A 22,436-nucleotide genomic window follows, 5' to 3' on the forward strand; every position below is an offset into this window, starting at 1 on the left:
TTAAGAGATCGGTAGGGCGGGCCAGCATCACGCTCCCCGCCATTGCCTGATGGCGCTTCGCTTATCAAGCCTACCGATCCTTTCGATTACTCCATCGCCAACTCAGGCGCATTCGCCGTCCGGCGACGATAGTTCTCGTAAATCCCCATCGCCATCAGCGAGAAGAAGATCGGCCCGCCAACCATCCACAGAGCGCTGCTCCAGTCATTCGCTTCAATCACCGGTTGGATAACAGTGAAGATGTTGGCAAACGACACGATCAACACCACGACTACGGTGGCGACCAGTGCAGAAGCACGCGTTTTAAAGATAACGAACGGTCTTTCCAGATCGGTTTTCGCTTTGAAGAACGGGAATGCCAGAGCAAGGAAGAGATACGGCAGGGTCATCGAGACGTTCGCCATCAGCGTCAGTTTGTTATAGAACGCGGAAGCCGTATCACCGCCAAACGATACCAGCAGGATAAACAGACAGACCAGACCACACTGCGCCCACATTGCGGTTTCCGGCATACCGCTCGCGTTCAGACGCGTGATGGAGGTCGGCCACAGGGCTTTTGGTGTGCCCTGCACGATGGCTTTCAGCGGCGAGTAGATCAGGGTGAAGAACGCACCGGTATACGCGAGAAACATCGACAGGCCAGTAATGCGCGCAAACCCTATTCCAAGTGAAGTAGTCGCCTCTGGGGTTAACCCCAGCGCATGCCCGAGCGTTTCGCCCAGGCTATGCATCAGCACATAGGTAATATTACCAAGGTTGGTGGCACGATTACTCAACACCGCCTGCCAGTTGGTGCTCACGCCCCACAGAACGATCGCCAGCGCGTAGCCGATAGAGATAACAATCGCCGCGAAGATAATGCCTTTTGCAAAGTTCTTCTCCGGGTTTTCGGTTTTATCCACCAGCCCACCGACGGCTTCGATACCGCCGTAGGCAAAGATGGCAAAGACCACAAAAGACAGCATCGCCAGACCAGACTGGTAGCCGGGGTTCGGCGAGGCGACGAAGTTAATCGGTTCGGCAAAGTTTCCGCCATTTAGCGCCAGAATGATGATACTCACGACCAACAGCACCAGGTTCAGGCACATCACTGAAATCCCACCAACGGCAGTTATTTTGGCGATTTTATTGATCCCGCGGGAGGCAACAAACGTCACCAGTAACATCCAGCATACCGCCAAAATGCCGACAGCTTGTGTAGGCGTCAGGCCAGCGAAAGCCCACACCTGAGTTTGATCCGAGCCGCACATGAAGGTGGAAAATGGCACCCACACTTTCGCCGCAGTACTGACCATCCAGACCACATAGGACGAGAACCACATAAAGGTACCGATAAAGGCGAAGCGTGGCCCTACGCTGTTATTCATCCACGAGTAAATACCGCCCTCTTCCTTGCGGTACGCCGAGCCCATTTCCGCCATCATGAGTGCAAAAGGAATAAAGAAGAAGAGTGCCGAGAGAATATAAAAAGGCGCGGCGCTGTAGCCCATTAAATAGAATGCCGACGGGCTATTGGCAAAGCCAAACACCGACGTAAAGATCATCAGAATAAGCCCGGTAAGGCTCATCTTTTTTAGAGACTGGTTCATCTTGCCGTTCCAAAAAGAGTCATAACGCAAATCACGTTATCCCACGCCGACTGGCAGGGAAGAAAGCGCGGATAGTAGCAAAAAACCAGATTATTATTGTGACAATATTGGCGGATAACGAAGGAAAGTCTGTAAAAAAGAGCAGCGTTAGTTACATTAACTAAACAGGATGAATACAACAAGCTGATTCAATAATGCGCGGCTATGTTTTACCGGGATAGCCGCGCAGAGATATCAGGCGCGATCGACCGTAAAGGCGATAACGTCGGCAATTTGCTCCGCGTCCAGCGCCAGCATCACCAGACGATCGACACCCAACGCTACGCCAGAACAATCAGGCAGACCAGCGGCTAACGCATCCAGCAGGTTCTGATCGATAGGCTGCTGCGGCAGACCGCGCGCGGCGCGCTTACGGTTATCCTGCTCGAAACGCTGCTGCTGTTCACGCGCGTCGGTCAGTTCATGGAAACCGTTCGCCAGCTCCATACCTTTGAAGTAGACCTCGAAACGTTCCGCCACACGGTGATCTTCAGCGCTGATTTGCGCCAGAGACGCCTGGCTTGCCGGGAAGTGGTAAACAAAAGTCGGACGATCTTTCCCGATGTGCGGCTCTACGCCGAAGGCAAACAGCAGCTGTAACAGGGTATCCCGGTCTTCTTCTGCATCGGCAACGTTGCTGAGATCCAATTTTGCAGCCACCTCACGCAGCAGCGTTTTATCGGCAGAAAGCGGGTCAATTTCCAGATGGCGCTGGAATGCCTGTTGATAAGAGAGGCTTTCCGCCGGCTGGCACTCCAGTACCTGTTGCAGCAAATCATCCACCTCGTTGATGAGTCGGTACATATCAAAATGCGGACGGTACCACTCCAGCATGGTGAATTCCGGGTTGTGGTGACGCCCCATTTCTTCATTACGGAAGCTTCTGCACAACTGGAAAACCGGGCCACAACCTGCCGCCAGCAGACGCTTCATGTGGTATTCCGGGCTGGTCATCAGATAGAGATTCACGCCCTGAGAATGCCCCGGGCCCACAAAGCGAGTCTCAAACGGCACCAGATGGACATCAGTTACCGTAGCCTGGCTCATACAGGGCGTTTCCACCTCAAGCACGCCGCGGTCAGCAAAGAAACGACGAATTTCCGTCATCACAGCCGCGCGTTTTAATAGGTTAGGGATGGATGCGCTCGGCTGCCAGGTTGCCGTCTCGCTCATGGTTTTTTCTCCAGATTCAAACAAGGGCACGAAGTCTACTCGTAACCTGTCAACGAGACAAATTTTGTGCGGAAATTATTAGCGTGGTCAGTCGGCGCAAGGGAGTAGTAAGGGGTAGTTTAGTAATTAAATTAATCATAATTAGTGATGATTCGGGGCTATCAGACTCAAAAATAATCGAACACATCAAATTTCCCTCAGATTTCTACGGGTATACTGCTTTACCCATAAAGGAGCAGTGGAAACGTTTCCGCCATAGCGAGTCGTAATCAGGTGAACTACCTTTTGCTTAGAGCGAGTGCGGAATAACAATAATCTGGAGGAATGTCGTGCAAACCTTTCAAGCCGATCTTGCCATTATAGGTGCTGGCGGAGCTGGTCTACGAGCAGCCATCGCCGCGGCGCAAGCTAATCCAAACGCCAAAATAGCTTTAATCTCAAAAGTTTATCCGATGCGCAGCCACACCGTTGCGGCTGAAGGCGGTTCCGCAGCCGTCGCACAGGATCACGATAGCTTTGAATACCATTTTCACGACACCGTCGCCGGCGGGGACTGGCTCTGTGAACAGGATGTCGTGGACTACTTCGTCCATCACTGCCCGACAGAGATGACCCAGCTTGAGCAATGGGGCTGTCCGTGGAGCCGTCGTCCGGACGGCAGCGTAAACGTGCGCCGCTTCGGGGGAATGAAAATTGAACGTACGTGGTTCGCCGCCGATAAGACCGGCTTCCACATGCTTCACACCCTCTTCCAGACCTCTTTGCAATTCCCGCAAATTCAACGCTTTGATGAACATTTCGTCCTCGATATTCTGGTCGATGATGGCCACGCCCGCGGCCTGGTCGCGATGAATATGATGGAAGGTACGCTGGTGCAGATTCGCGCCAACGCGGTGGTGATGGCGACCGGCGGCGCGGGCCGCGTCTATCGCTACAACACCAACGGTGGCATCGTCACCGGCGACGGCATGGGTATGGCGCTGAGCCATGGCATTCCGCTGCGTGATATGGAATTCGTTCAGTATCACCCAACCGGTCTGCCGGGTTCAGGCATCCTGATGACCGAAGGCTGCCGTGGTGAAGGCGGTATTCTGGTCAACAAAAACGGCTACCGTTATCTGCAGGATTACGGTATGGGCCCGGAAACCCCGCTGGGCGAGCCGAAAAACAAATATATGGAACTGGGTCCGCGCGACAAAGTTTCTCAGGCCTTCTGGCACGAGTGGCGTAAAGGCAACACTATCTCCACGCCGCGCGGCGATGTGGTTTATCTCGACCTGCGTCATCTGGGCGAGAAAAAACTACTGGAACGCCTGCCGTTCATCTGCGAACTGGCGAAAGCGTACGTGGGCGTCGATCCGGTGAAAGAGCCGATTCCGGTGCGTCCGACCGCGCACTACACCATGGGCGGTATCGAAACCGATCAGCAGTGTGAAACCCGCATCAAAGGGCTGTTTGCGGTGGGCGAATGCTCCTCTGTCGGCCTGCATGGCGCAAACCGTCTGGGTTCCAACTCGCTGGCTGAACTGGTGGTCTTTGGTCGCATGGCGGGCGAACAGGCAATGGAACGCGCCGCAACCGCAGGCGAAGCCAACAACGCCGCGCTGGACGCTCAGGTTGCTGACGTCGAAAGCCGCCTGAAAGCGCTGGTTAATCAGGAAGGTAGCGAAAACTGGTCGAAGATCCGCGACGAAATGGGTCTGTCGATGGAAGAAGGCTGCGGTATCTACCGTACGCCGGAATTGATGCAGAAAACCATCGATAAGCTGGCCGAGCTGCAGGAACGCTTCAAACGCGTACGTATCACCGATACCTCCAGCGTGTTCAATACCGACCTGCTCTACACCATTGAGCTGGGCCACGGTTTGAATGTCGCCGAATGTATGGCGCACTCGGCCATGGCGCGTAAAGAGTCCCGCGGCGCGCACCAGCGTCTGGACGAAGGCTGCACCGAGCGCGATGACGTCAACTTCCTCAAGCATACGCTTGCTTTCCGCGATGCCGACGGCACCACGCGTCTGGACTACAGCGATGTGAAAATCACCACGTTGCCGCCAGCCAAGCGTGTCTACGGTGGCGAAGCTGAAGCAGCCGATAAAAAGGAGAAAGCGAATGGCTGAGATGCATAACCTGAAAATCGAAGTGGTGCGCTATAACCCGGAAGTGGACTCCGCGCCGCACAGCGAATTTTATGAAGTGCCTTATGATGAAACCACTTCGCTGTTGGATGCGTTGGGCTACATCAAAGATAATCTGGCGCCCGATTTGAGCTATCGCTGGTCCTGCCGCATGGCGATTTGTGGTTCCTGCGGCATGATGGTCAATAAAGTGCCGAAGCTGGCCTGTAAGACCTTCCTGCGCGATTACACGAAAGGCATTAAGGTTGAGGCGCTGGGCAATTTCCCGATCGAGCGCGATCTGATCGTCGATATGACGCACTTTATCGAAAGTCTGGAAGCCATTAAGCCATACATCATCGGCAACTCGCGTACGCCGGATCAGGGCCCGAATAACCAGACACCGGCGCAGATGGCGAAGTATCATCAGTTCTCTGGCTGCATTAACTGTGGCCTGTGCTACGCAGCCTGCCCGCAGTTTGGTCTGAATCCTGAGTTTATCGGCCCTGCCGCCATTACGCTGGCGCACCGCTATAACGAAGACAGCCGCGATCATGGGAAGAAAGAACGTATGACGCAGTTGAATGGTCAGAATGGCGTCTGGACCTGTACCTTCGTCGGTTACTGCTCCGAAGTGTGCCCGAAACACGTCGACCCGGCAGCGGCCATTCAGCAGGGTAAAGTGGAAAGCTCGAAAGACTTTCTTATCGCTACCCTGAAACCACGCTAAGGAGTGCATCATGACGACTAAACGCAAACCCTATGTGCGGCCAATGCCGTCCACCTGGTGGAAAAATCTGCCGTTTTATCGCTTCTATATGCTGCGTGAAGGAACGGCGGTAACCGTTGTCTGGTTCAGCATTTTGCTGATTTGCGGCCTTTTTTCGCTGAAGCATGGGCCTGAGTCCTGGGCAAACTTTGTCAGTTTCCTGCAAAACCCGATTGTGGTGATTCTGAATCTGATCACCCTCGCGGGCGCGCTGCTGCATACCAAAACCTGGTTTGAACTAGCGCCGAAAGCCGCCAATATTATTGTAAAAGACGCAAAAATGGGGCCAGAGCCCATTATCAAAGGGCTCTGGGTGGTGACGGCTCTCGTCACCGTGGTCGTGCTGTTTGTGGCACTGTTCTGGTAAGGAGGCCAGGGTGATTAATCCAAATCCAAAACGTTCTGACGAACCGGTATTCTGGGGCCTGTTTGGCGCAGGTGGAATGTGGGGCGCGATCGTCGCGCCGGTGATTGTCCTGCTGGTTGGTATCATGCTTCCGCTGGGGCTGTTCCCGGGCGATGCGCTGAGCTATGAGCGTGTGCTGGCCTTTGCACAAAGCTTTATTGGCCGTGCGTTTCTGTTCCTGATGATTGTGCTGCCGCTGTGGTGCGGTTTACACCGTATTCACCACGCGATGCACGATCTGAAAATTCACGTTCCAAGCGGAAAGTGGGTTTTCTACGGCCTGGCTGCTATTCTGACGGTTGTGACGCTGATTGGTATCGTCACTATCTGATGAAATTCTAATGTTAATCCGGCCCGCCACTGGCGGGCCGTTTTGTATGGAAGCCTGGTCATGTTTAAAACGTCTCTCTGCGCGCTGCTGCTCGGTGCATCGTGCACCGCACTTGCCGCCCCCCACACTGAACAACAGATAACGGAAATCGTTAATCGCGCCATTACACCACTCATGAAAGAGCAGGCTATTCCCGGCATGGCCGTCGCGGTCATCTATCAGGGCACGCCGTATTATTTTACCTGGGGCGATGCTGACGTTGCGAAAAAGCAGCCCGTCACGCAACAGACGCTGTTCGAGCTGGGGTCAGTCAGTAAAACCTTCACCGGCGTCCTGGGCGGCGACGCGATTGCGCGTGGGGAAATTAGTCTGAATGATCCGGCAACAAAGTACTGGCCGGAATTGACCGGTAAGCAGTGGCAGGGCATTACGCTGCTGCATCTCGCGACTTACACCGCTGGTGGATTACCGTTACAGGTGCCGGAAGACGTGACTACCGATACTGAACTACGCCGCTACTACCAAAACTGGCAACCTGAATGGGCACCGGGGACGCATCGCTTATACGCTAACGCCAGCATTGGGCTTTTTGGCGCGATGGCGGTGAAACCGTCCGGTCTGAGCTTTGAGAAGGCCATGACCGAGCGCGTGTTGCAGCCGCTCAAGCTCACGCATACGTGGATAACCGTGCCGCCCGCCGAACAGAAGCACTACGCCTGGGGTTATCGCGACGGGAAAGCCGTGCATGTCTCGCCTGGTCAACTGGACGCCGAAGCTTATGGCGTAAAATCCACTATTCAGGACATGGCCCGCTGGGTGCAGTTCAATATGGACACCAGCAAAATCAGCGAGAAGACTCTGCAGCAGGGCATTACGCTTGCGCAGTCGCGCTACTGGCAGATTGGCGATATGTATCAGGGATTAGGTTGGGAAATGCTAAACTGGCCGGTAAACCCTGACACCATAATTAACGGCAGCGACAGTAAAATCGCCCTCGCCGCTCTGCCTGCAAAAGCCGTCACGCCGCCTGTACCTGCCGTAAGCGCATCATGGGTGCATAAAACCGGTGCAACCGGCGGATTTGGCAGCTACGTCGCTTTTGTTCCGCAGAAAGAACTCGGCATTGTGATGCTGGCAAACAAGAATTACCCCAACCCTGCACGTGTAGCCGCTGCGTATCAAATTCTGAATTCGCTGCAATAAGTGATTTTTGGCCTGTTTCGGCAGGCCATTCTCTCTCGATTTTCCTGCTGTCATCTACACTTAACAAAAAACCAGTAAGGAAACTCCTATGCGCATCCTGCCCGTTGTCGCCGCCGTCACCGCCGCATTTTTGGTGGTTGCCTGCAGCTCCCCGACACCGCCGAAAGGCGTTACTGTCGTAACTCCATTTGATGCAACTCGCTATCTCGGCACATGGTACGAGATTGCCCGATTTGATCACCGATTTGAACGCGGGCTGGAACAGGTCACCGCAACCTATCGTCTGCGTGATGACGGCGGCCTGAATGTGACGAATAAAGGCTATAACCCGGATCGGGCAATGTGGCAGAAAACCGAGGGGAAAGCCTATTTTACGGGCGATCCAAATCGTGCGGCCCTGAAGGTATCGTTCTTCGGCCCCTTCTATGGCGGCTATAACGTGATTGCACTCGATAAAGAGTATCGTCACGCGTTGGTTTGCGGGCCGGATCGCGACTATCTGTGGATACTCTCACGCACACCGACCATTTCTGATGAGATGAAACAGCAAATGCTGGCCGTCGCAACCCGGCAAGGTTTTGATGTCAGTAAGCTAATTTGGGTCAAACAACCCCATTAATGGGTGCTGAGTTTCAAACCGATAATGCCAGCAACAATCAGCCCCAGGCTCGCCAGACGCATGGGGCTTGCCGATTCACCCAGCAGGAGAATACCGGTAATGGCAGCCCCCACAGCGCCGATACCCGTCCAGACCGCATAAGCCGTACCGACCGGCAGGCTTTTCATCGCCCACGATAGCAACGCCATACTGACAATCATTGCCGCAATGGTGATAACGCTTGGCGTCAGGCGGCTGAAGCCATGCGTGTATTTCAGGCCAACCGCCCACACCACTTCGAGTAAACCCGCGATAAGGAGAATAATCCAGGACATAACAGGCTCCAGAGAAATGGGGCCGTCCCCGATGAAAAAGAGGCGCTTACGGGTCGTCCCGCAAGGCGATGGTGAGCGGATATTTTATCAATCGATAACGCGAGGATCAAACAGGAAGAGCGGTACGGTGAGGTCATCACCGTACCGCTCAGGAGTGCAAATTACTGCTGAGCTTTAGTGGCCGCACCGGAAATCGCATTGCCACCATCAGAAATATCTTCGCCAACGCCGCGCGTTGTATTACACGCCGTCAGTACAGATGAAAGCACTACCACGGTAAAAAACGCTGCAATTGTTTTCTTAATCATCATGTCGTCCTTTAATGGTCAATGTTTTATGCATGTAGCCTGTTAAGCATAGACAAATTCCCGCGCTTCGACGGAAAAGGAGAACGATTTAAGAATTATGAAGGTTAGCTGGCGGCGTGAGAGATGATGCTGCCGAGATCTTTGATATCTTCACCAACGCCACGCGCGGTGTTGCATCCGCTAAGCAGGGTGCCAGCGACAATCAACAGTAGAAGTGTTTTAACGGTACGTGTCATCATCCTTGCCTGAAATCATCAGGCGCAGCGCGGTGCTGCGCCCTCATTCATCCATTTATAACATGGATTACTTCACGCGGGATACATATTCGCCAGAGCGGGTATCCACTTTGATCACTTCGCCAATCTGAACGAACAGCGGAACTTTAACCACTGCGCCAGTGGACAGGGTCGCCGGCTTGCCGCCAGTGCCTGCGGTGTCGCCTTTCAGACCTGGATCGGTTTCAATGATTTCCAGTTCAACGAAGTTCGGCGGGGTCACGGAGATAGGCTGGCCGTTCCACAGGGTCACGATGCATTCAGCCTGGTCCAGCAGCCATTTTGCGTTGTCGCCAATCGCTTTTGCATCAGCAGACAGCTGTTCGAAGGTTTCGTTGTTCATGAAGTGCCAGAACTCACCGTCGTTGTACAGGTAAGTCAGGTTCATATCGACAACGTCAGCACCTTCAGCGGAGTCAGTAGACTTGAAGGTTTTCTCTACACGGGTGCCGGTCAGCAGGCGGCGCAGTTTAACGCGAGCAAACGCCTGGCCTTTACCTGGTTTAACGAATTCACTGGATTCAACCGCGTACGGTTCGCCATCCAACATGATTTTAAGACCAGCACGAAAATCGTTGCTATAGTAAGTCGCCATAAGGCCCTCTGAAATTGTGAAATGGTAGCTAAGCCACAAAATGGCGCATATTGTAACCCTAAATACCCCATCCAGAGAAGATTGGTTATCGCAACTTGCCGATGTTGTGACCGATCCGGATGAACTATTACGTCTTTTAAATGTAGACGCTGATGAAAAATTGCTCGCAGGAAGAGAAGCGAAACGTCTTTTCCCGCTTCGCGTTCCCCGCGCGTTTATCGCCCGGATGGAAAAAGGTAACCCAAATGACCCGTTATTGCGTCAGGTTTTAACCGCGCAGGACGAGTTTGTCACCGCGCCCGGTTTCTCGACCGATCCGCTGGAAGAGCAGCACAGCGTGGTACCAGGGCTCCTGCATAAATACCACAATCGTGCGTTGTTACTGGTCAAGGGCGGCTGTGCGGTGAACTGCCGTTACTGCTTCCGTCGTCACTTCCCGTATGCGGAAAACCAGGGCAACAAGCGTAACTGGCAGGCCGCGCTCGACTACATTGCGCAGCATCCTGAGCTGGACGAAATTATTTTCTCCGGCGGCGACCCGCTAATGGCGAAAGACCATGAACTGGCGTGGCTGATAACGCACCTGGAAGCTCTCCCGCATGTAAAACGTCTGCGCATTCATAGTCGCTTGCCGATTGTTATTCCGGCACGCATCACCGATGCGCTGGTTACGCGTTTTGCGCAAAGTCGGCTGCAAATCCTGCTGGTGAATCACATCAACCATGCCAGAGAGATAGACGATGCGTTTCGTGCCGCAATGGGGCGTTTACGTCAGGCAGGCGTGACGCTATTAAACCAGAGCGTGCTGCTACGCGGCGTGAACAATCATGCTCAAACGCTTGCTGACCTCAGTAACGCGCTTTTTGATGCGGGCGTGATGCCTTACTACCTTCACGTTCTCGATAAAGTGCAGGGCGCAGCCCACTTCCTGGTGAGCGATGACGAAGCACGTCATATTATGCGCGAACTTCTGACACTGATTTCCGGTTATATGGTGCCAAAACTGGCGCGTGAAATCGGCGGCGAGCCTAGCAAAACGCCATTGGATCTTCAGCTTCGTCAGCAATAATTTATCTGCCCTCTATTATGAGGGCAATATTATTCACTATCGATATAGTTAATTAATAATAGTTGCCCGACTGAGATTATCTGGACATCAGTAACAGCTGTGATATTTTACCTCCCCATCTGATATAGCCTCAATTAATAATATATATCTATATTTTCTGGCAAATTATTTACAAGATATATGGTTATGGAGAACCAATATGGCATTAAATATTAAGGGTGTTAATACTGGTGTTATTCGTCAGGGAAATGCATTCGTCGCATTGGCCTTAAAAATCAAAGAGCCAAAAAACAAGGAATCCCTCTTCTTTTTCCCTGCGCTGGTACTCAGAGACCTCTTCATCGCCCTGGAAAGCCGTCTCGCGGCGCTACATCAGCTGCAAGGCGATGATCGGCAGAAGTATGAGAAAGCGCGTGATAAAACCGCCAAAAAGATGCTGGAAAGCGTACCGGCGCTTCAGGAAGACGAACTTCGTCATGCCGATGTGAATTACCGCATCGATGGTCTGGAATTAACGCACAATGGCAAAGATGATTTAACGATCGCCTTGAAGTTACACAGTGGTGATATCGTCGAATTAACCATTAATGCATTGCAAATTGATCTTCTGGTTAAAGCAATTATTCATGCTATTAATAATGCGGGAATGAAAGAGCTGGCACTGCGTATTTCATCCCTGCTCGATTTTCTGCCACTCTATGATGCCGATTGTCAGGAAAAAGGCAGTCTGGAATATGATTTCTACGATCAGGCGCAATGGAAACACGATTTGTTCAGCCATTATCTGGCGGTACTTTATCGCTTTACCGATAAAGCGGGTAAAGAGTGCTTCAGCGGTAGCATTGTCAAAACGCGTACCCCGTCGGGCAGCAAAGAAGCGCAGGCCATTTCTCGCCGCTTACTCGATTTCAGCCCACGACTGAAAAAGCTGGCCGGCACGCCGTGTCAGGTGTATGTCAGAACGTTGAACGCGAATAACGGGCAGCAGCTGACGCAGGAACAGTGCTTACGCGCGCTGTATCATTTACGCGTTCAGTCGGTAAAAACGCCAGCCTGATGGCACAGGATGGCGGCGATATGTCGCCATCCGGCACTTAGCGCCCCTGAATAATCAGTTTGGGCACTTATAAACCTGACCGTTCATTTCGGTGTCGGTAGGCACAAAGCTTGAAAGCATGCCTTGAGTGGGGCTGCTGACACCGTAAATCACGTTGCCGCCCATCTCTGCCGCGTGGTTACGTAACGCATTCGCCGCACCGCGCATTGAGCCGCCCTCTTCACCCATCTGCCCAGAAAGCCAGTTTCCTTGCTTACCTGTTGCAGTACCTAACAGTTGGCATTCTGCGCCCGGCTTATCTTCAACGAAGCGAACATTCTGCCCACCCGCACTTAATTCGTTGCTGGAACTACAGCCAGCTAACAGCAGCGTGGCGCCAACGATCCCTGCTAAATATTTTACCTGCATGTTATTCCCCACAATCAATGAGCTGGACGCATGTCGTCCGTGTGTAAACCTTATACTAAAAAGATGACCAAAAGAAAAACCCCCGGTCATTTCTGACCAGGGGTTTCTTTGTTGCTATGGGGTATAGCGCACGATTACATCATGCCGCCCATACCACCCATGCCGCCCATACCGCCAGCAGCACCTAAATCAGGCGCGTCGCCTTTCGGCAGGTCGGTTACCATGCACTCGGTGGTGATCATCAGGCCCGCAACGGATGCCGCGTACTGCAGAGCAGAACGAGTTACTTTGGTTGGGTCCAGGATACCGAAGTCGATCATGTTACCGTATTCTTCAGTTGCGGCGTTGTAACCGTAGTTACCTTCACCCGCTTTAACCGCGTTAGCAACAACAGACGGTTCTTCACCGGCGTTGGTCACGATTTGACGCAGCGGAGCTTCCATTGCGCGCAGCGCAACTTTGATACCCACGTTCTGGTCTTCGTTCTGAGCAGTCAGGCCAGCCAGTTTCGCTGCAACGCGAACCAGCGCCACACCACCACCAGCAACCACGCCTTCTTCTACCGCCGCACGGGTCGCGTGCAGGGCATCGTCAACGCGTGCTTTCTTCTCTTTCATTTCAACTTCAGTAGCAGCGCCCACTTTGATCACTGCAACGCCACCTGCCAGTTTAGCAACGCGTTCCTGCAGTTTTTCACGATCGTAGTCAGAGGTTGCTTCTTCGATCTGTTTGCGGATCTGAGCAACACGGCCCTGGATCGCAGACTCTTCACCCACGCCATCGATGATGGTGGTGGTATCTTTGTTGATAACAACGCGTTTCGCCTGACCCAGATCTTCCAGGGTCGTTTTTTCCAGCTCCATACCGATCTCTTCAGAGATAACGGTACCGCCAGTCAGGGTTGCGATGTCCTGCAGCATAGCTTTACGACGGTCGCCGAAGCCCGGTGCTTTCACCGCAGCCACTTTCACGATGCCGCGCATGGTGTTAACCACAAGCGTAGCCAGCGCTTCGCCTTCAACATCTTCAGCGATGATAACCAGCGGTTTGCCTGCTTTCGCAACGGCTTCCAGAACTGGCAGCATTTCGCGGATGTTGGAGATTTTTTTGTCAGCCAGCAGGATGAATGGGCTTTCCAGTTCAACAGCACCGGTGTCCGGTTTGTTGATGAAGTACGGAGACAGGTAGCCACGGTCAAACTGCATACCTTCAACGACGTCCAGCTCATCTTCCAGACCAGTACCGTCTTCAACGGTGATCACGCCTTCTTTACCGACTTTATCCATCGCTTCAGCGATCAGTTTACCTACGGTTTCGTCGGAGTTAGCGGAGATGGTACCTACCTGAGCGATAGCTTTGGAGTCAGAGCACGGTACGGAGAGCGCTTTCAGCTCTTCAACAGCAGCCTGAACCGCTTTGTCGATACCACGTTTCAGATCCATCGGGTTCATACCCGCAGCAACAGCTTTCAGGCCTTCAGTGATGATGGACTGAGCCAGTACGGTCGCGGTGGTGGTACCGTCGCCTGCAGCGTCGTTCGCTTTAGAGGCAACTTCTTTCACCATCTGCGCGCCCATGTTTTCGAATTTGTCTTCCAGCTCGATTTCACGCGCGACGGAAACACCATCTTTAGTGATGGTCGGCGCACCGAAAGATTTGTCCAGAACCACGTTACGGCCTTTCGGGCCCAGGGTTACTTTAACTGCGTCTGCCAGTACGTTTACGCCGCGCAGCATTTTCACACGAGCGTCGTTACCGAATTTTACGTCTTTAGCTGCCATTATCTTTATTCCTTAAATTCGTATGTTCAGTGTCGTTCGCGGATTACGCTTCAACAATTGCCAGAATGTCGCTTTCGGACATGATCAACACTTCTTCATTGTCGATCTTCTCAGATTTCACACCGTAGCCATCGTTGAAAATAACGATGTCACCAACTTTAACGTCCAGCGGCTGCACAGTCCCGTTTTCCAGGATGCGACCCTTACCGACAGCGATGATTTCGCCACGAGTTGATTTTGCTGCTGCAGAACCGGTCAGAACGATGCCGCCAGCAGATTTCGTTTCAACTTCTTTACGTTTGACGATCACACGATCATGTAACGGACGAATACTCATTGATAGCTCTCCTTTGAGAAAGTCTTTATCAGTTATGGGTGACGCCGGGCCGCAATCGGTTTTCCGGCTAGTGACCAGAGAGATGGGGATGGGCCATCCCCCCTTCAAGGGGGAGGTCGAAAAAAATTTCAGAAAAAATTGCGATCGCAGCGAAACGGTGTACCCCGACGAAAAACAGGGTAAATCGCTTGCGTTTCAGCCAATAAGGGTTGTGTTACTATTCATTTCTTTACCAATGCCGGGACGCGGTCATGAGTGGTCTGAAACAAGAGCTGGGGTTGGCTCAGGGTGTGGGTTTACTTTCAACTTCATTGCTGGGTACCGGTGTCTTTGCGGTACCTGCGTTGGCGGCGCTCGTTGCCGGGGGCGATAGCCTGTGGGCCTGGCCCGTTCTGATAATCCTTGTCTTTCCCGTCGCCATTGTTTTCGCCATTCTGGGCCGTCACTTTCCCAGCGCGGGCGGGGTGGCTCACTTTGTTGACATGGCGTTCGGCCCTCGCCTGGCACGCGTGACCGGCTGGCTATTTCTTTCGGTGATCCCCGTCGGTCTCCCGGCGGCATTACACATCGCCACCGGATTCGGCCAGGCGCTGTTTGGCTGGCACGACAGCCAGTTGTTGCTGGCGGAGATTGGCACGCTGGCAATTGTCTGGTGGCTGGGCTCGCGCGGGGCAAGCTCCAGCGCCAACCTGCAAACGCTGGTTGCAGTACTCATTGTGGCACTCATTGCCGCCATCTGGTGGTTTGGCGATATTCGCCTGAGCGAAATCCCCTTCCCACCCGTAACGCAAATTGCACCCAACCATTTGTTTTCGGCGCTCTCGGTGATGTTCTGGTGCTTCGTCGGCCTGGAGGCATTCGCCCATCTGGCCTCTGAATTCAAAAATCCGGAGCGCGATTTCCCCCGTGCGCTGATGATTGGCCTGCTGCTCGCCGGTACTGTTTACTGGGCCTGTACGGTCGTGGTGTTACACTTCAATGCCTATAACAGCGAGCTGGCCGCTGCCGCCTCGCTACCCACCATCGTAGTGCAACTCTTTGGCGTTCAGGCATTGTGGGTTGCCTGCGTTATCGGCTACCTCGCCTGCTTTGCCAGTCTCAACATTTATATTCAAAGCTTCGCGCGTCTGGTGTGGACGCAGGCGCAAAGTAAACCGCAGAGCCCCCTTTCCCGCCTGTCGAAAAAACAGCTCCCCGTAAATGCGCTGAATGCTGTATTAGGCTGCTGCGTGATCAGCACGCTGGCGATTTTCTGGCTCGATATCAACCTTGATGCGCTTATCGTCTACGCCAACGGTATCTTCATTGTTATCTATTTACTGTGCATGCTTGCCGGGTGCCGATTGCTGAAGGGGCGCTATAAGGCGCTGGCGGCGATAGGGACACTGCTTTGCGTCGTTTTGCTGGCAATGGTGGGATGGAAGTGCTTGTATGCGGTGGTGATGCTGGCGGTATTCTGGCTATTCCTGCCAAAAAGTAATGGCGCGTAAACCGCGCCATTCCACTCACATTTAGCGATCGTCTTTATGATCCAGACGGTCGCGTTCTTCATCTTTACGCTGATATTCACCATCAAACGTCTGCCCGCCATCGTTGCTGGCGCTGAACCCGCCGCCCGGCATGCGCGAAAAGTGCAGATGCGGTAACAGTTTCATGGTCAGATGTTTCTGCACCGGCGGCAGCAGAAGCAACAGGCCGAGGAAGTCGGTGAAGAAACCCGGCAGTAAAAGCAGTAAACCCGCCAGAATCAGCGAAACGCTTTTCACCATCTCCGCCGCCGGACTTTCTCCCGCTTCCATTTTCTGCTGCATCAGCACGAAATTCTTGAAGCCCTGGTTACGCACCAGCGACATACCAATCACGGAAGTAAAGATGACTAAAACTAATGTGAGCAGGACGCCAAAGACATGGGCGACCTGAATAAAAATCGATATCTCTATGTAAACATAAAGAAAAATAGCAATAAGCGGTATCCAGCGCACTGGCTTCTCCTGTTAATCGTGAATGCTTTCGCCTTCACGTATAAATTTTGCTGCTGTCACCCAGTGTAAATGGTGGCGGCCTGTCATTTTTCAATCAGACAGCCGAGAAATTTTTGTCAACAATGGTCAAGCGGTGACCCATTTCACAAATCAATAAATCTTATGAGAATCGCCTCGTAATAAGTGATCAAGATTACTGTAATTCGCTATCATCAGCATATGATCACGGGCACCGGGTCGATTAAGGACATAATCGTCGGCCAGAAAATACGCATAACCTCGTAAATTCTGCGTATTTGGTGAATTCATTGGCAGATTGCAAAAGAAGGTTCACATGCTAAACAACATTCGTATCGAAGAAGACCTGTTAGGTACAAGGGAAGTCCCTGCGGACGCGTACTATGGCGTTCACACTCTGAGAGCGATTGAAAACTTCTATATCAGCAACAGTAAAATCAGTGATATCCCAGAGTTTGTTCGCGGTATGGTGATGGTGAAGAAAGCCGCTGCGCTGGCAAACAAAGAACTCCAGACCATTCCAAAAGGCGTTGCTAACGCGATTATTGCGGCGTGTGATGAAGTCCTGAACAACGGCAAATGCATGGATCAATTCCCGATTGACGTCTACCAGGGCGGCGCGGGCACATCCGTTAACATGAACACCAACGAAGTGTTGGCGAACATTGGCCTTGAACTGATGGGACATCAGAAAGGCGAATATCAGTATCTGAATCCGAACGATCATGTTAACAAATGTCAGTCCACTAACGATGCTTACCCGACCGGTTTCCGCATCGCGGTGTACACCTCAATTGTAAAACTGGTGGATGCGATTCATCAGTTGGGCGAAGGCTTCCAGCGTAAAGCGGTTGAGTTCCAGGACATCCTGAAAATGGGTCGTACCCAGCTGCAGGATGCGGTGCCGATGACCCTCGGCCAGGAATTCCACGCGTTCAACGTGCTTCTTAATGAAGAAACCAAAAACCTGCTGCGCACTGCAGAATTACTGCTGGAAGTTAACCTCGGCGCAACGGCTATTGGTACGCGCCTGAACACCCCGGATGGCTATCAGCAGCTGGCAGTGCAGAAACTGGCGGAAGTCAGCAACCTGGCGGTGGTTCCGGCGGAAGACCTGATTGAAGCGACGTCTGACTGCGGCGCTTATGTGATGGTTCACAGCTCACTGAAGCGTCTGGCTGTGAAGATGTCCAAAATCTGTAACGACTTGCGCTTGCTCTCTTCTGGCCCGCGTGCTGGCCTGAATGAAATCAATCTGCCGGAACTGCAGGCTGGCTCGTCTATCATGCCAGCGAAAGTTAACCCGGTTGTGCCAGAAGTGGTTAATCAGGTGTGCTTCAAAGTCATTGGTAACGACACCACAGTAACCATGGCTTCCGAAGCGGGTCAGTTACAGCTGAACGTGATGGAACCAGTGATTGGTCAGGCAATGTTTGAGTCTATCCACATTCTGACCAACGCTTGCTACAACCTGCTGGAAAAATGCGTTGATGGTATCACCGCTAACAAAGCGGTTTGCGAAGGTTACGTCTACAACTCTATCGGGATTGTGACCTACCTGAACCCGTTCATCGGCCACCATAACGGCGACATCGTCGGTAAGATTTGCGCTGAAACCGGTAAGAGCGTACGTGAAGTCGTTCTGGAGCGCGGCTTGCTCACAGAAGCTGAGCTGGACGATATCTTCTCGGCACAGAACCTGATGCACCCGGCCTACAAAGCGAAACGCTATACAGATGAAAGCGAACAGTAACAGTAGCGGTTAAGATACAAAGGGCATGTCAGCAATGACATGCCCTTTTTGCTTTTTATGATTTACCAACCTACAACATTCTAATATCAACTTGTAAACACAAGGAAGGCTAATATGTTTGGTGCAGAGCTCGTTATTGTCCTGCTTGCGATTTATCTCGGAGCAAGGCTCGGCGGTATCGGCATTGGTTTTGCCGGTGGCTTCGGCGTTCTTATCCTCACCCTTTTATTTCAAATTAACCCAGGAGCAATTCCGTTCGATGTCATTGAAATCATCATGGCGGTTATCGCGGCTATCGCCGCCATGCAGGTTGCCGGGGGGATGGATTACCTCGTCAGTCTGGCGGAGCGTATGCTGCGCCGTCATCCGAAGTACATCACCTTTCTGGCTCCGCTGGTCACCTGGTTTATGACCATTCTGGCCGGGACCGGGCACACCGCGTTCTCCACGCTGCCGGTTATCACCGAGGTAGCGAAAGAGCAGGGTATTCGCCCGTCTCGTCCGCTCTCTATCGCCGTTGTCGCCTCACAGATTGCGATCACCGCATCACCGATTTCCGCGGCGGTGGTTTTCTTCGCCGGTATCCTGGAACCGATGGGCGTAAGCTATCTGACGCTGCTGGCTATCTGTATTCCCGTCACGCTGATTGCCGTTATGCTCACCGCCTGCGTGTGTAACTTCCTGGGCTGCGAACTGAAAGACGATCCGGTTTATCAGGAGCGTCTGGCTAAAGGTGAAGTGAAACTGCGCGGAAGCCAGGTCTTCAAACTGAAACCGCACGCGAAACGTTCTGTGCTGCTGTTCCTGATCGGTATCGTCGCGGTAATGTTCTACGCTACCGCCATCAGCGACACGGTTGGCCTGATTCAGAACCCGGTACTGCCGCGTAACGAAGCGATTGTGGTCTTCATGCTGACTATCGCGACGCTGATTTGCTTTACCTGCAAAATTGATACGGGCGAGATCCTCAACGCCAGCACCTTTAAATCCGGTATGAGCGCCTGTGTCTGCGTATTGGGCGTGGCCTGGCTGGGTGATACTTTCGTGAAAGCGCATATCACGGATATTCAGGCAGTAGCGGGTGATCTGCTGCACAACTACCCATGGCTGCTGGCTGTCGTGCTGTTCTTTGCCGCTACCCTGCTCTACTCCCAGGCGGCAACCACCAAAGCCCTGATGCCTGCCGCGTTGATGCTGGGTGTTACCCCGCTGACAGCGATTGCCTCTTTTGCTGCGGTTTCTGCACTGTTCGTTCTGCCAACCTACCCAACTCTACTCGCGGCGGTTGAAATGGATGATACTGGTTCAACGCGTATCGGCAAATACGTCTTTAACCACGCCTTCCTGGTGCCTGGCGTTATTGCCATCGCCCTGTGCGTCATCTTAGGTTTCATCTTCGGCGGGATCATGCTGTAAGTAAAAAACCTTAAACCCGGGCCGCTATGCGGCCCGTTTCGCGCCTCCCCCACACCACACCGTGCTATAGTTGCCTCTTTCACCGATACGAGGTTGATGATGAGCACTACCGACGCTGTTGTTGTTCTCTGTACTGCCCCGGATGAAGCGACTGCCCAGGATCTCGCCGCCAAAGTGCTGGCGGAAAAACTGGCCGCCTGCGCGACAATCATTCCCGGCGCGACGTCGCTCTATTACTGGGAAGGAAAGCTGGAGCAGGAGTACGAAGTGCAGATGGTACTGAAAACTGACCTCACACATCAGCAGGCGCTGCTCGATTGCCTGAAGTCTCATCACCCGTATCAGACCCCGGAATTATTAGTTTTACCCGTTACTCACGGAGACAGCGATTATCTCTCATGGCTCAACGCATCCTTACGCTGATCCTGCTGCTGTGCAGCACATCCGCCTTTGCCGGTCTGTTCGACGCGCCCGGCCGCTCTAACTTTGTTCCGGCGGACCAGGCGTTCGCTTTCGATTTTCAGCAGAACCAACAGGATCTCAATCTTACCTGGCAGGTTAAAGAGGGATACTACCTTTACCGCCAGCAAATTAAGGTCGTACCTAATCAGGCGCAAACATCGCCGCTGGTGCTGCCCGCCGGACAGTGGCATGAAGATGAATTCTACGGCAAAAGTGAGATTTATCGTCAGCAGCTAACCGTACCGTTGACGATTAACCAGGCGTCTCAGGGCGCGACCCTGACGGTAACGTATCAGGGCTGTGCTGACGCGGGATTCTGCTATCCGCCCGAAACCCGAACCGTTCCCCTGAGTGCGGTTGTGGCAACCACCGCGCCGATCGAAACCTCTGTGCCCGCCAGCGTGGATTTACCCTTCTCCGCGCTCTGGGCGCTGCTCATCGGCATAGGCATAGCCTTCACGCCCTGTGTGCTGCCGATGTATCCGCTTATTTCGGGGATCGTGCTGGGCGGTAAACAGCGGCTCTCCACAGCGCGTGCGCTGCTGCTGGCGTTTATCTACGTCCAGGGGATGGCGCTCACCTATACCGCGCTCGGATTGGTTGTCGCCGCCGCCGGCATGCAGTTCCAGGCTGCTCTGCAGCATCCGTACGTGCTCATTGGACTCTCTGCGGTGTTTATCCTGCTGGCGCTATCGATGTTTGGCGCGTTCTCGCTGCAACTACCGTCGTCCCTACAAACGCGATTAACGTTGATGAGCAATCGCCAGCAGGGCGGGTCTCTGGGCGGCGTTTTCGCGATGGGCGCGATTGCCGGGCTGATCTGCTCTCCATGTACTACCGCACCGTTGAGTGCCATCCTGCTCTACATTGCGCAAAGTGGTAATTTGCTGTTAGGTGGCGGCACACTTTATCTGTACGCACTGGGGATGGGTCTGCCACTGATTCTGGTTACTGTCTTTGGCAATCGCCTGTTGCCGAAAAGCGGGCCGTGGATGGCGCATGTCAAAACGGCGTTTGGCTTTGTGATCCTTGCATTGCCGGTTTTCCTGCTGGAACGGGTTATTGGCGAGACGTGGGGCCTCCGGTTATGGTCACTCCTCGGCGTCGCATTCTTTGGCTGGGCGTTTATCACCAGCCTTGGTGCGCAAAAGCCGTGGATGCGGCTTGGGCAGATTGTCCTGCTCGCTGCCGCGTTAATCAGCGTGCGTCCGTTACAGGACTGGGCCTTCGGCAACACGGAAGCCACGCAGGATCGCCCTCATCTGAACTTTACTCAGATAAGCAGCGTCGATGAACTCACCCAGGCGCTGGCGAGAGCCAAAGGTCAGCCAGTCATGCTAGATCTTTACGCCGAGTGGTGCGTAGCCTGCAAAGAGTTTGAGAAGTACACTTTTAGCGATTCACAGGTTCAACAGGCGTTAAGCAATACCGTACTGTTGCAGGCGGATGTGACGGCTAACAACGCGCAGAACGCCGCGCTACTGAAGCATTTAAACGTACTGGGCCTGCCTACTATTCTCTTTTTCAATAAAGAGGGGCAGGAACAGCCGACACAACGGGTAACCGGATTTATGGATGCTGCGGCATTCAACGCGCATTTGCGCGATCGCCAACCGTAGACAACACTTTAGACGGGAAAAACCGTTGGGAACGAAGGAGAACACCGTGCAACGTGAAGATGTCCTGGGAGAAGCCCTCCACTTACTAGAGATCAGAGGGATAGCCAGCACTACGCTTGAGATGGTTGCCGAACGTGTCGATCGTCCACTGGATGAGCTAAGGCGTTATTGGCCGGATAGTGAAGCTCTGCTTTATGACGCGCTACGTTATCTTAGCCAGCAAGTGGATATCTGGCGTCGTCAGCTGATGCTCAATGATGAATTGACTGCTGAGCAAAAGCTGCTGGCGCGCTATAATGCGCTGACGGACTGCGTCAGCAATCAGCGTTATCCTGGCTGCCTGTTTATCGCTGCCTGTACCTTTTATCCAGACCCGGACCATCCAATCCATCAACTGGCGGATCAACAGAAACAAGCGGCCTACACGTTTAGCCACGACCTGCTCACTCAACTGGAAGTCGATGACCCGGCAATGGTGGCAAAACAGATGGAACTGGTACTGGAAGGCTGCCTGAGCCGAATGCTGGTTAATCGTAGCCAGGTAGATGTCGATACGGCGCATCGTCTGGCTGAAGACATTCTGCGCTTTGCGCAGTGTCGTCAGGGCGGTGCATTGACCTGAGTGTACTCTTTTCGGGCGCTTTGCACGAAAAGCATGCAGTTAACGCGTTTTTGTCACTTATTTTGCTGAAACCCGTTGACGCCAACGGCCCTTTACGGTTTAATGCGCCCCGTTGCCCGGATAGCTCAGTCGGTAGAGCAGGGGATTGAAAATCCCCGTGTCCTTGGTTCGATT

Annotated in this window: 24 protein-coding genes; 14 read left to right on the forward strand and 10 right to left on the reverse strand. The window is 53.2% G+C overall.

Going from position 1 to position 22,436, the window contains the following annotated elements; genetic code table 11:
• Positions 1 to 86: 86 nt before the first annotated feature.
• Complete coding sequence (gene yjeM, locus DBY68_RS11625) at positions 87 to 1,589, reverse strand: glutamate/gamma-aminobutyrate family transporter YjeM (RefSeq protein WP_108476113.1); 1,503 nt, start codon at positions 1,587 to 1,589, stop codon at positions 87 to 89.
• Between the two features lie 234 nt (positions 1,590 to 1,823).
• The gene (gene epmA / locus DBY68_RS11630; RefSeq protein ID WP_108476112.1) at positions 1,824 to 2,801 is read right to left on the reverse strand and encodes an elongation factor P--(R)-beta-lysine ligase; all 978 of its coding nucleotides are present in this window, start codon (positions 2,799 to 2,801) and stop codon (positions 1,824 to 1,826) included.
• A gap of 329 nt (positions 2,802 to 3,130) precedes the next feature.
• Here epmA and frdA point away from each other — a divergent pair, with 329 nt between their 5' ends.
• The 6 genes from frdA (at position 3,131) to DBY68_RS11660 (ending at position 8,246) form a co-directional block, all read left to right on the forward strand.
• Positions 3,131 to 4,921 carry a fumarate reductase (quinol) flavoprotein subunit gene (gene frdA, locus DBY68_RS11635; protein ID WP_108476111.1) on the forward strand — a complete coding sequence of 597 codons (1,791 nt, stop codon included), beginning with the start codon at positions 3,131 to 3,133 and terminating at the stop codon, positions 4,919 to 4,921.
• Positions 4,914 to 5,648: a succinate dehydrogenase/fumarate reductase iron-sulfur subunit gene (locus DBY68_RS11640; RefSeq protein ID WP_015966227.1), complete on the forward strand. Its 735-nt coding sequence runs from the start codon at positions 4,914 to 4,916 to the stop codon at positions 5,646 to 5,648. Before frdA ends, DBY68_RS11640 begins: the two co-directional genes overlap by 8 nt.
• 10 nt (positions 5,649 to 5,658) lie before the next feature.
• A complete protein-coding gene (frdC, locus tag DBY68_RS11645; RefSeq protein ID WP_108476110.1) occupies positions 5,659 to 6,054 on the forward strand; it encodes a fumarate reductase subunit FrdC in 396 nt (131 codons plus the stop codon).
• 10 nt (positions 6,055 to 6,064) lie between these two features.
• Positions 6,065 to 6,424: a fumarate reductase subunit FrdD gene (frdD, locus tag DBY68_RS11650; RefSeq protein ID WP_108476109.1), complete on the forward strand. Its 360-nt coding sequence runs from the start codon at positions 6,065 to 6,067 to the stop codon at positions 6,422 to 6,424.
• A 60-nt stretch (positions 6,425 to 6,484) separates the two neighbouring features.
• Entirely contained in the window at positions 6,485 to 7,627 is a 1,143-nt protein-coding gene (gene ampC / locus DBY68_RS11655) for a CMY2/MIR/ACT/EC family class C beta-lactamase (RefSeq protein WP_108476108.1), read from the forward strand.
• Between the two features lie 88 nt (positions 7,628 to 7,715).
• Positions 7,716 to 8,246, forward strand: coding sequence for a lipocalin family protein (locus tag DBY68_RS11660; protein ID WP_015966231.1), 531 nt, complete (start codon positions 7,716 to 7,718; stop codon positions 8,244 to 8,246).
• Here the strand turns inward: DBY68_RS11660 and sugE are convergent.
• The 4 genes from sugE to efp form a co-directional block, all read right to left on the reverse strand.
• On the reverse strand, positions 8,243 to 8,560 hold the full coding sequence (gene sugE, locus DBY68_RS11665; protein ID WP_015966232.1) for a quaternary ammonium compound efflux SMR transporter SugE: 318 nt from the start codon (positions 8,558 to 8,560) through the stop codon (positions 8,243 to 8,245). The two genes, DBY68_RS11660 and sugE, sit on opposite strands and share 4 nt — an antisense overlap.
• Positions 8,561 to 8,721: 161 nt before the next feature.
• On the reverse strand, positions 8,722 to 8,868 hold the full coding sequence (gene ecnB, locus DBY68_RS11670; RefSeq protein WP_015966233.1) for a lipoprotein toxin entericidin B: 147 nt from the start codon (positions 8,866 to 8,868) through the stop codon (positions 8,722 to 8,724).
• Positions 8,869 to 8,972: 104 nt separating this feature from the next.
• Positions 8,973 to 9,104: an entericidin A/B family lipoprotein gene (locus DBY68_RS11675; RefSeq protein WP_108476107.1), complete on the reverse strand. Its 132-nt coding sequence runs from the start codon at positions 9,102 to 9,104 to the stop codon at positions 8,973 to 8,975.
• A gap of 67 nt (positions 9,105 to 9,171) precedes the next feature.
• Positions 9,172 to 9,738 (reverse strand): elongation factor P, encoded by a 567-nt coding sequence (gene efp, locus DBY68_RS11680; protein WP_108476106.1) that lies wholly within the window; start codon positions 9,736 to 9,738, stop codon positions 9,172 to 9,174.
• Positions 9,739 to 9,778: 40 nt separating this feature from the next.
• On the opposite strand from efp, the gene epmB reads away from it, so the two are divergent.
• Positions 9,779 to 10,807: an EF-P beta-lysylation protein EpmB gene (epmB, locus tag DBY68_RS11685; RefSeq protein WP_108476105.1), complete on the forward strand. Its 1,029-nt coding sequence runs from the start codon at positions 9,779 to 9,781 to the stop codon at positions 10,805 to 10,807.
• Positions 10,808 to 11,006: 199 nt separating this feature from the next.
• Positions 11,007 to 11,864, forward strand: coding sequence for a YjeJ family protein (gene yjeJ / locus DBY68_RS11690; protein WP_108476104.1), 858 nt, complete (start codon positions 11,007 to 11,009; stop codon positions 11,862 to 11,864).
• A 54-nt stretch (positions 11,865 to 11,918) separates the two neighbouring features.
• Here yjeJ and DBY68_RS11695 read toward each other — a convergent pair whose 3' ends face one another.
• The 3 genes from DBY68_RS11695 to DBY68_RS11705 all read right to left on the reverse strand — a co-directional run bounded on the left by DBY68_RS11695 (position 11,919) and on the right by DBY68_RS11705 (position 14,390).
• Entirely contained in the window at positions 11,919 to 12,272 is a 354-nt protein-coding gene (locus tag DBY68_RS11695) for a DUF4156 domain-containing protein (RefSeq protein WP_108476103.1), read from the reverse strand.
• 134 nt (positions 12,273 to 12,406) lie between these two features.
• Positions 12,407 to 14,053: a chaperonin GroEL gene (groL, locus tag DBY68_RS11700; RefSeq protein ID WP_015966238.1), complete on the reverse strand. Its 1,647-nt coding sequence runs from the start codon at positions 14,051 to 14,053 to the stop codon at positions 12,407 to 12,409.
• Positions 14,054 to 14,096: 43 nt separating this feature from the next.
• The gene (locus DBY68_RS11705) at positions 14,097 to 14,390 is read right to left on the reverse strand and encodes a co-chaperone GroES (RefSeq protein WP_003855929.1); all 294 of its coding nucleotides are present in this window, start codon (positions 14,388 to 14,390) and stop codon (positions 14,097 to 14,099) included.
• Between the two features lie 251 nt (positions 14,391 to 14,641).
• On the opposite strand from DBY68_RS11705, the gene yjeH reads away from it, so the two are divergent.
• On the forward strand, positions 14,642 to 15,880 hold the full coding sequence (gene yjeH / locus DBY68_RS11710) for an L-methionine/branched-chain amino acid transporter (RefSeq protein WP_108476102.1): 1,239 nt from the start codon (positions 14,642 to 14,644) through the stop codon (positions 15,878 to 15,880).
• 21 nt (positions 15,881 to 15,901) lie between these two features.
• On the opposite strand, the gene DBY68_RS11715 is transcribed toward yjeH, so the two are convergent.
• Positions 15,902 to 16,372 carry an FxsA family protein gene (locus DBY68_RS11715; RefSeq protein ID WP_108476101.1) on the reverse strand — a complete coding sequence of 157 codons (471 nt, stop codon included), beginning with the start codon at positions 16,370 to 16,372 and terminating at the stop codon, positions 15,902 to 15,904.
• 334 nt (positions 16,373 to 16,706) lie between these two features.
• Here DBY68_RS11715 and aspA point away from each other — a divergent pair, with 334 nt between their 5' ends.
• The 5 genes from aspA to DBY68_RS11745 all read left to right on the forward strand — a co-directional run bounded on the left by aspA (position 16,707) and on the right by DBY68_RS11745 (position 22,262).
• On the forward strand, positions 16,707 to 18,143 hold the full coding sequence (gene aspA / locus DBY68_RS11725) for an aspartate ammonia-lyase (protein WP_015966241.1): 1,437 nt from the start codon (positions 16,707 to 16,709) through the stop codon (positions 18,141 to 18,143).
• 114 nt (positions 18,144 to 18,257) lie between these two features.
• Positions 18,258 to 19,559 carry an anaerobic C4-dicarboxylate transporter gene (locus DBY68_RS11730; protein ID WP_108476100.1) on the forward strand — a complete coding sequence of 434 codons (1,302 nt, stop codon included), beginning with the start codon at positions 18,258 to 18,260 and terminating at the stop codon, positions 19,557 to 19,559.
• A gap of 99 nt (positions 19,560 to 19,658) precedes the next feature.
• Positions 19,659 to 19,982: a divalent cation tolerance protein CutA gene (gene cutA / locus DBY68_RS11735; RefSeq protein WP_108476099.1), complete on the forward strand. Its 324-nt coding sequence runs from the start codon at positions 19,659 to 19,661 to the stop codon at positions 19,980 to 19,982.
• On the forward strand, positions 19,958 to 21,640 hold the full coding sequence (locus DBY68_RS11740) for a protein-disulfide reductase DsbD (RefSeq protein ID WP_108476098.1): 1,683 nt from the start codon (positions 19,958 to 19,960) through the stop codon (positions 21,638 to 21,640). Before cutA ends, DBY68_RS11740 begins: the two co-directional genes overlap by 25 nt.
• Positions 21,641 to 21,686: 46 nt before the next feature.
• The gene (locus tag DBY68_RS11745; RefSeq protein WP_108476097.1) at positions 21,687 to 22,262 is read left to right on the forward strand and encodes a transcriptional regulator; all 576 of its coding nucleotides are present in this window, start codon (positions 21,687 to 21,689) and stop codon (positions 22,260 to 22,262) included.
• Positions 22,263 to 22,436 lie beyond the last annotated feature (174 nt).

It is taken from the genome of Pseudocitrobacter sp. RIT415 (assembly GCF_003057695.2).
In the GTDB taxonomy this organism is placed as follows: domain Bacteria; phylum Pseudomonadota; class Gammaproteobacteria; order Enterobacterales; family Enterobacteriaceae; genus Pseudocitrobacter; species Pseudocitrobacter faecalis.

Bases quoted from the DNA above. Each gene is read 5' to 3' on its own strand.
- yjeM (WP_108476113.1), bottom strand. From the start codon at position 1,589: ATGAACCAGTCTCTAAAAAAGATGAGCCTTACCGGGCTTATTCTGATG.
- epmA (WP_108476112.1), bottom strand. From the start codon at position 2,801: ATGAGCGAGACGGCAACCTGGCAGCCGAGCGCATCCATCCCTAACCTA.
- DBY68_RS11640 (WP_015966227.1), top strand. From the start codon at position 4,914: ATGGCTGAGATGCATAACCTGAAAATCGAAGTGGTGCGCTATAACCCG.
- frdC (WP_108476110.1), top strand. From the start codon at position 5,659: ATGACGACTAAACGCAAACCCTATGTGCGGCCAATGCCGTCCACCTGG.
- ampC (WP_108476108.1), top strand. From the start codon at position 6,485: ATGTTTAAAACGTCTCTCTGCGCGCTGCTGCTCGGTGCATCGTGCACC.
- DBY68_RS11660 (WP_015966231.1), top strand. From the start codon at position 7,716: ATGCGCATCCTGCCCGTTGTCGCCGCCGTCACCGCCGCATTTTTGGTG.
- sugE (WP_015966232.1), bottom strand. From the start codon at position 8,560: ATGTCCTGGATTATTCTCCTTATCGCGGGTTTACTCGAAGTGGTGTGG.
- ecnB (WP_015966233.1), bottom strand. From the start codon at position 8,868: ATGATTAAGAAAACAATTGCAGCGTTTTTTACCGTGGTAGTGCTTTCA.
- DBY68_RS11675 (WP_108476107.1), bottom strand. From the start codon at position 9,104: ATGACACGTACCGTTAAAACACTTCTACTGTTGATTGTCGCTGGCACC.
- efp (WP_108476106.1), bottom strand. From the start codon at position 9,738: ATGGCGACTTACTATAGCAACGATTTTCGTGCTGGTCTTAAAATCATG.
- epmB (WP_108476105.1), top strand. From the start codon at position 9,779: ATGGCGCATATTGTAACCCTAAATACCCCATCCAGAGAAGATTGGTTA.
- yjeJ (WP_108476104.1), top strand. From the start codon at position 11,007: ATGGCATTAAATATTAAGGGTGTTAATACTGGTGTTATTCGTCAGGGA.
- DBY68_RS11695 (WP_108476103.1), bottom strand. From the start codon at position 12,272: ATGCAGGTAAAATATTTAGCAGGGATCGTTGGCGCCACGCTGCTGTTA.
- groL (WP_015966238.1), bottom strand. From the start codon at position 14,053: ATGGCAGCTAAAGACGTAAAATTCGGTAACGACGCTCGTGTGAAAATG.
- DBY68_RS11705 (WP_003855929.1), bottom strand. From the start codon at position 14,390: ATGAGTATTCGTCCGTTACATGATCGTGTGATCGTCAAACGTAAAGAA.
- yjeH (WP_108476102.1), top strand. From the start codon at position 14,642: ATGAGTGGTCTGAAACAAGAGCTGGGGTTGGCTCAGGGTGTGGGTTTA.
- aspA (WP_015966241.1), top strand. From the start codon at position 16,707: ATGCTAAACAACATTCGTATCGAAGAAGACCTGTTAGGTACAAGGGAA.
- DBY68_RS11730 (WP_108476100.1), top strand. From the start codon at position 18,258: ATGTTTGGTGCAGAGCTCGTTATTGTCCTGCTTGCGATTTATCTCGGA.
- cutA (WP_108476099.1), top strand. From the start codon at position 19,659: ATGAGCACTACCGACGCTGTTGTTGTTCTCTGTACTGCCCCGGATGAA.
- DBY68_RS11740 (WP_108476098.1), top strand. From the start codon at position 19,958: ATGGCTCAACGCATCCTTACGCTGATCCTGCTGCTGTGCAGCACATCC.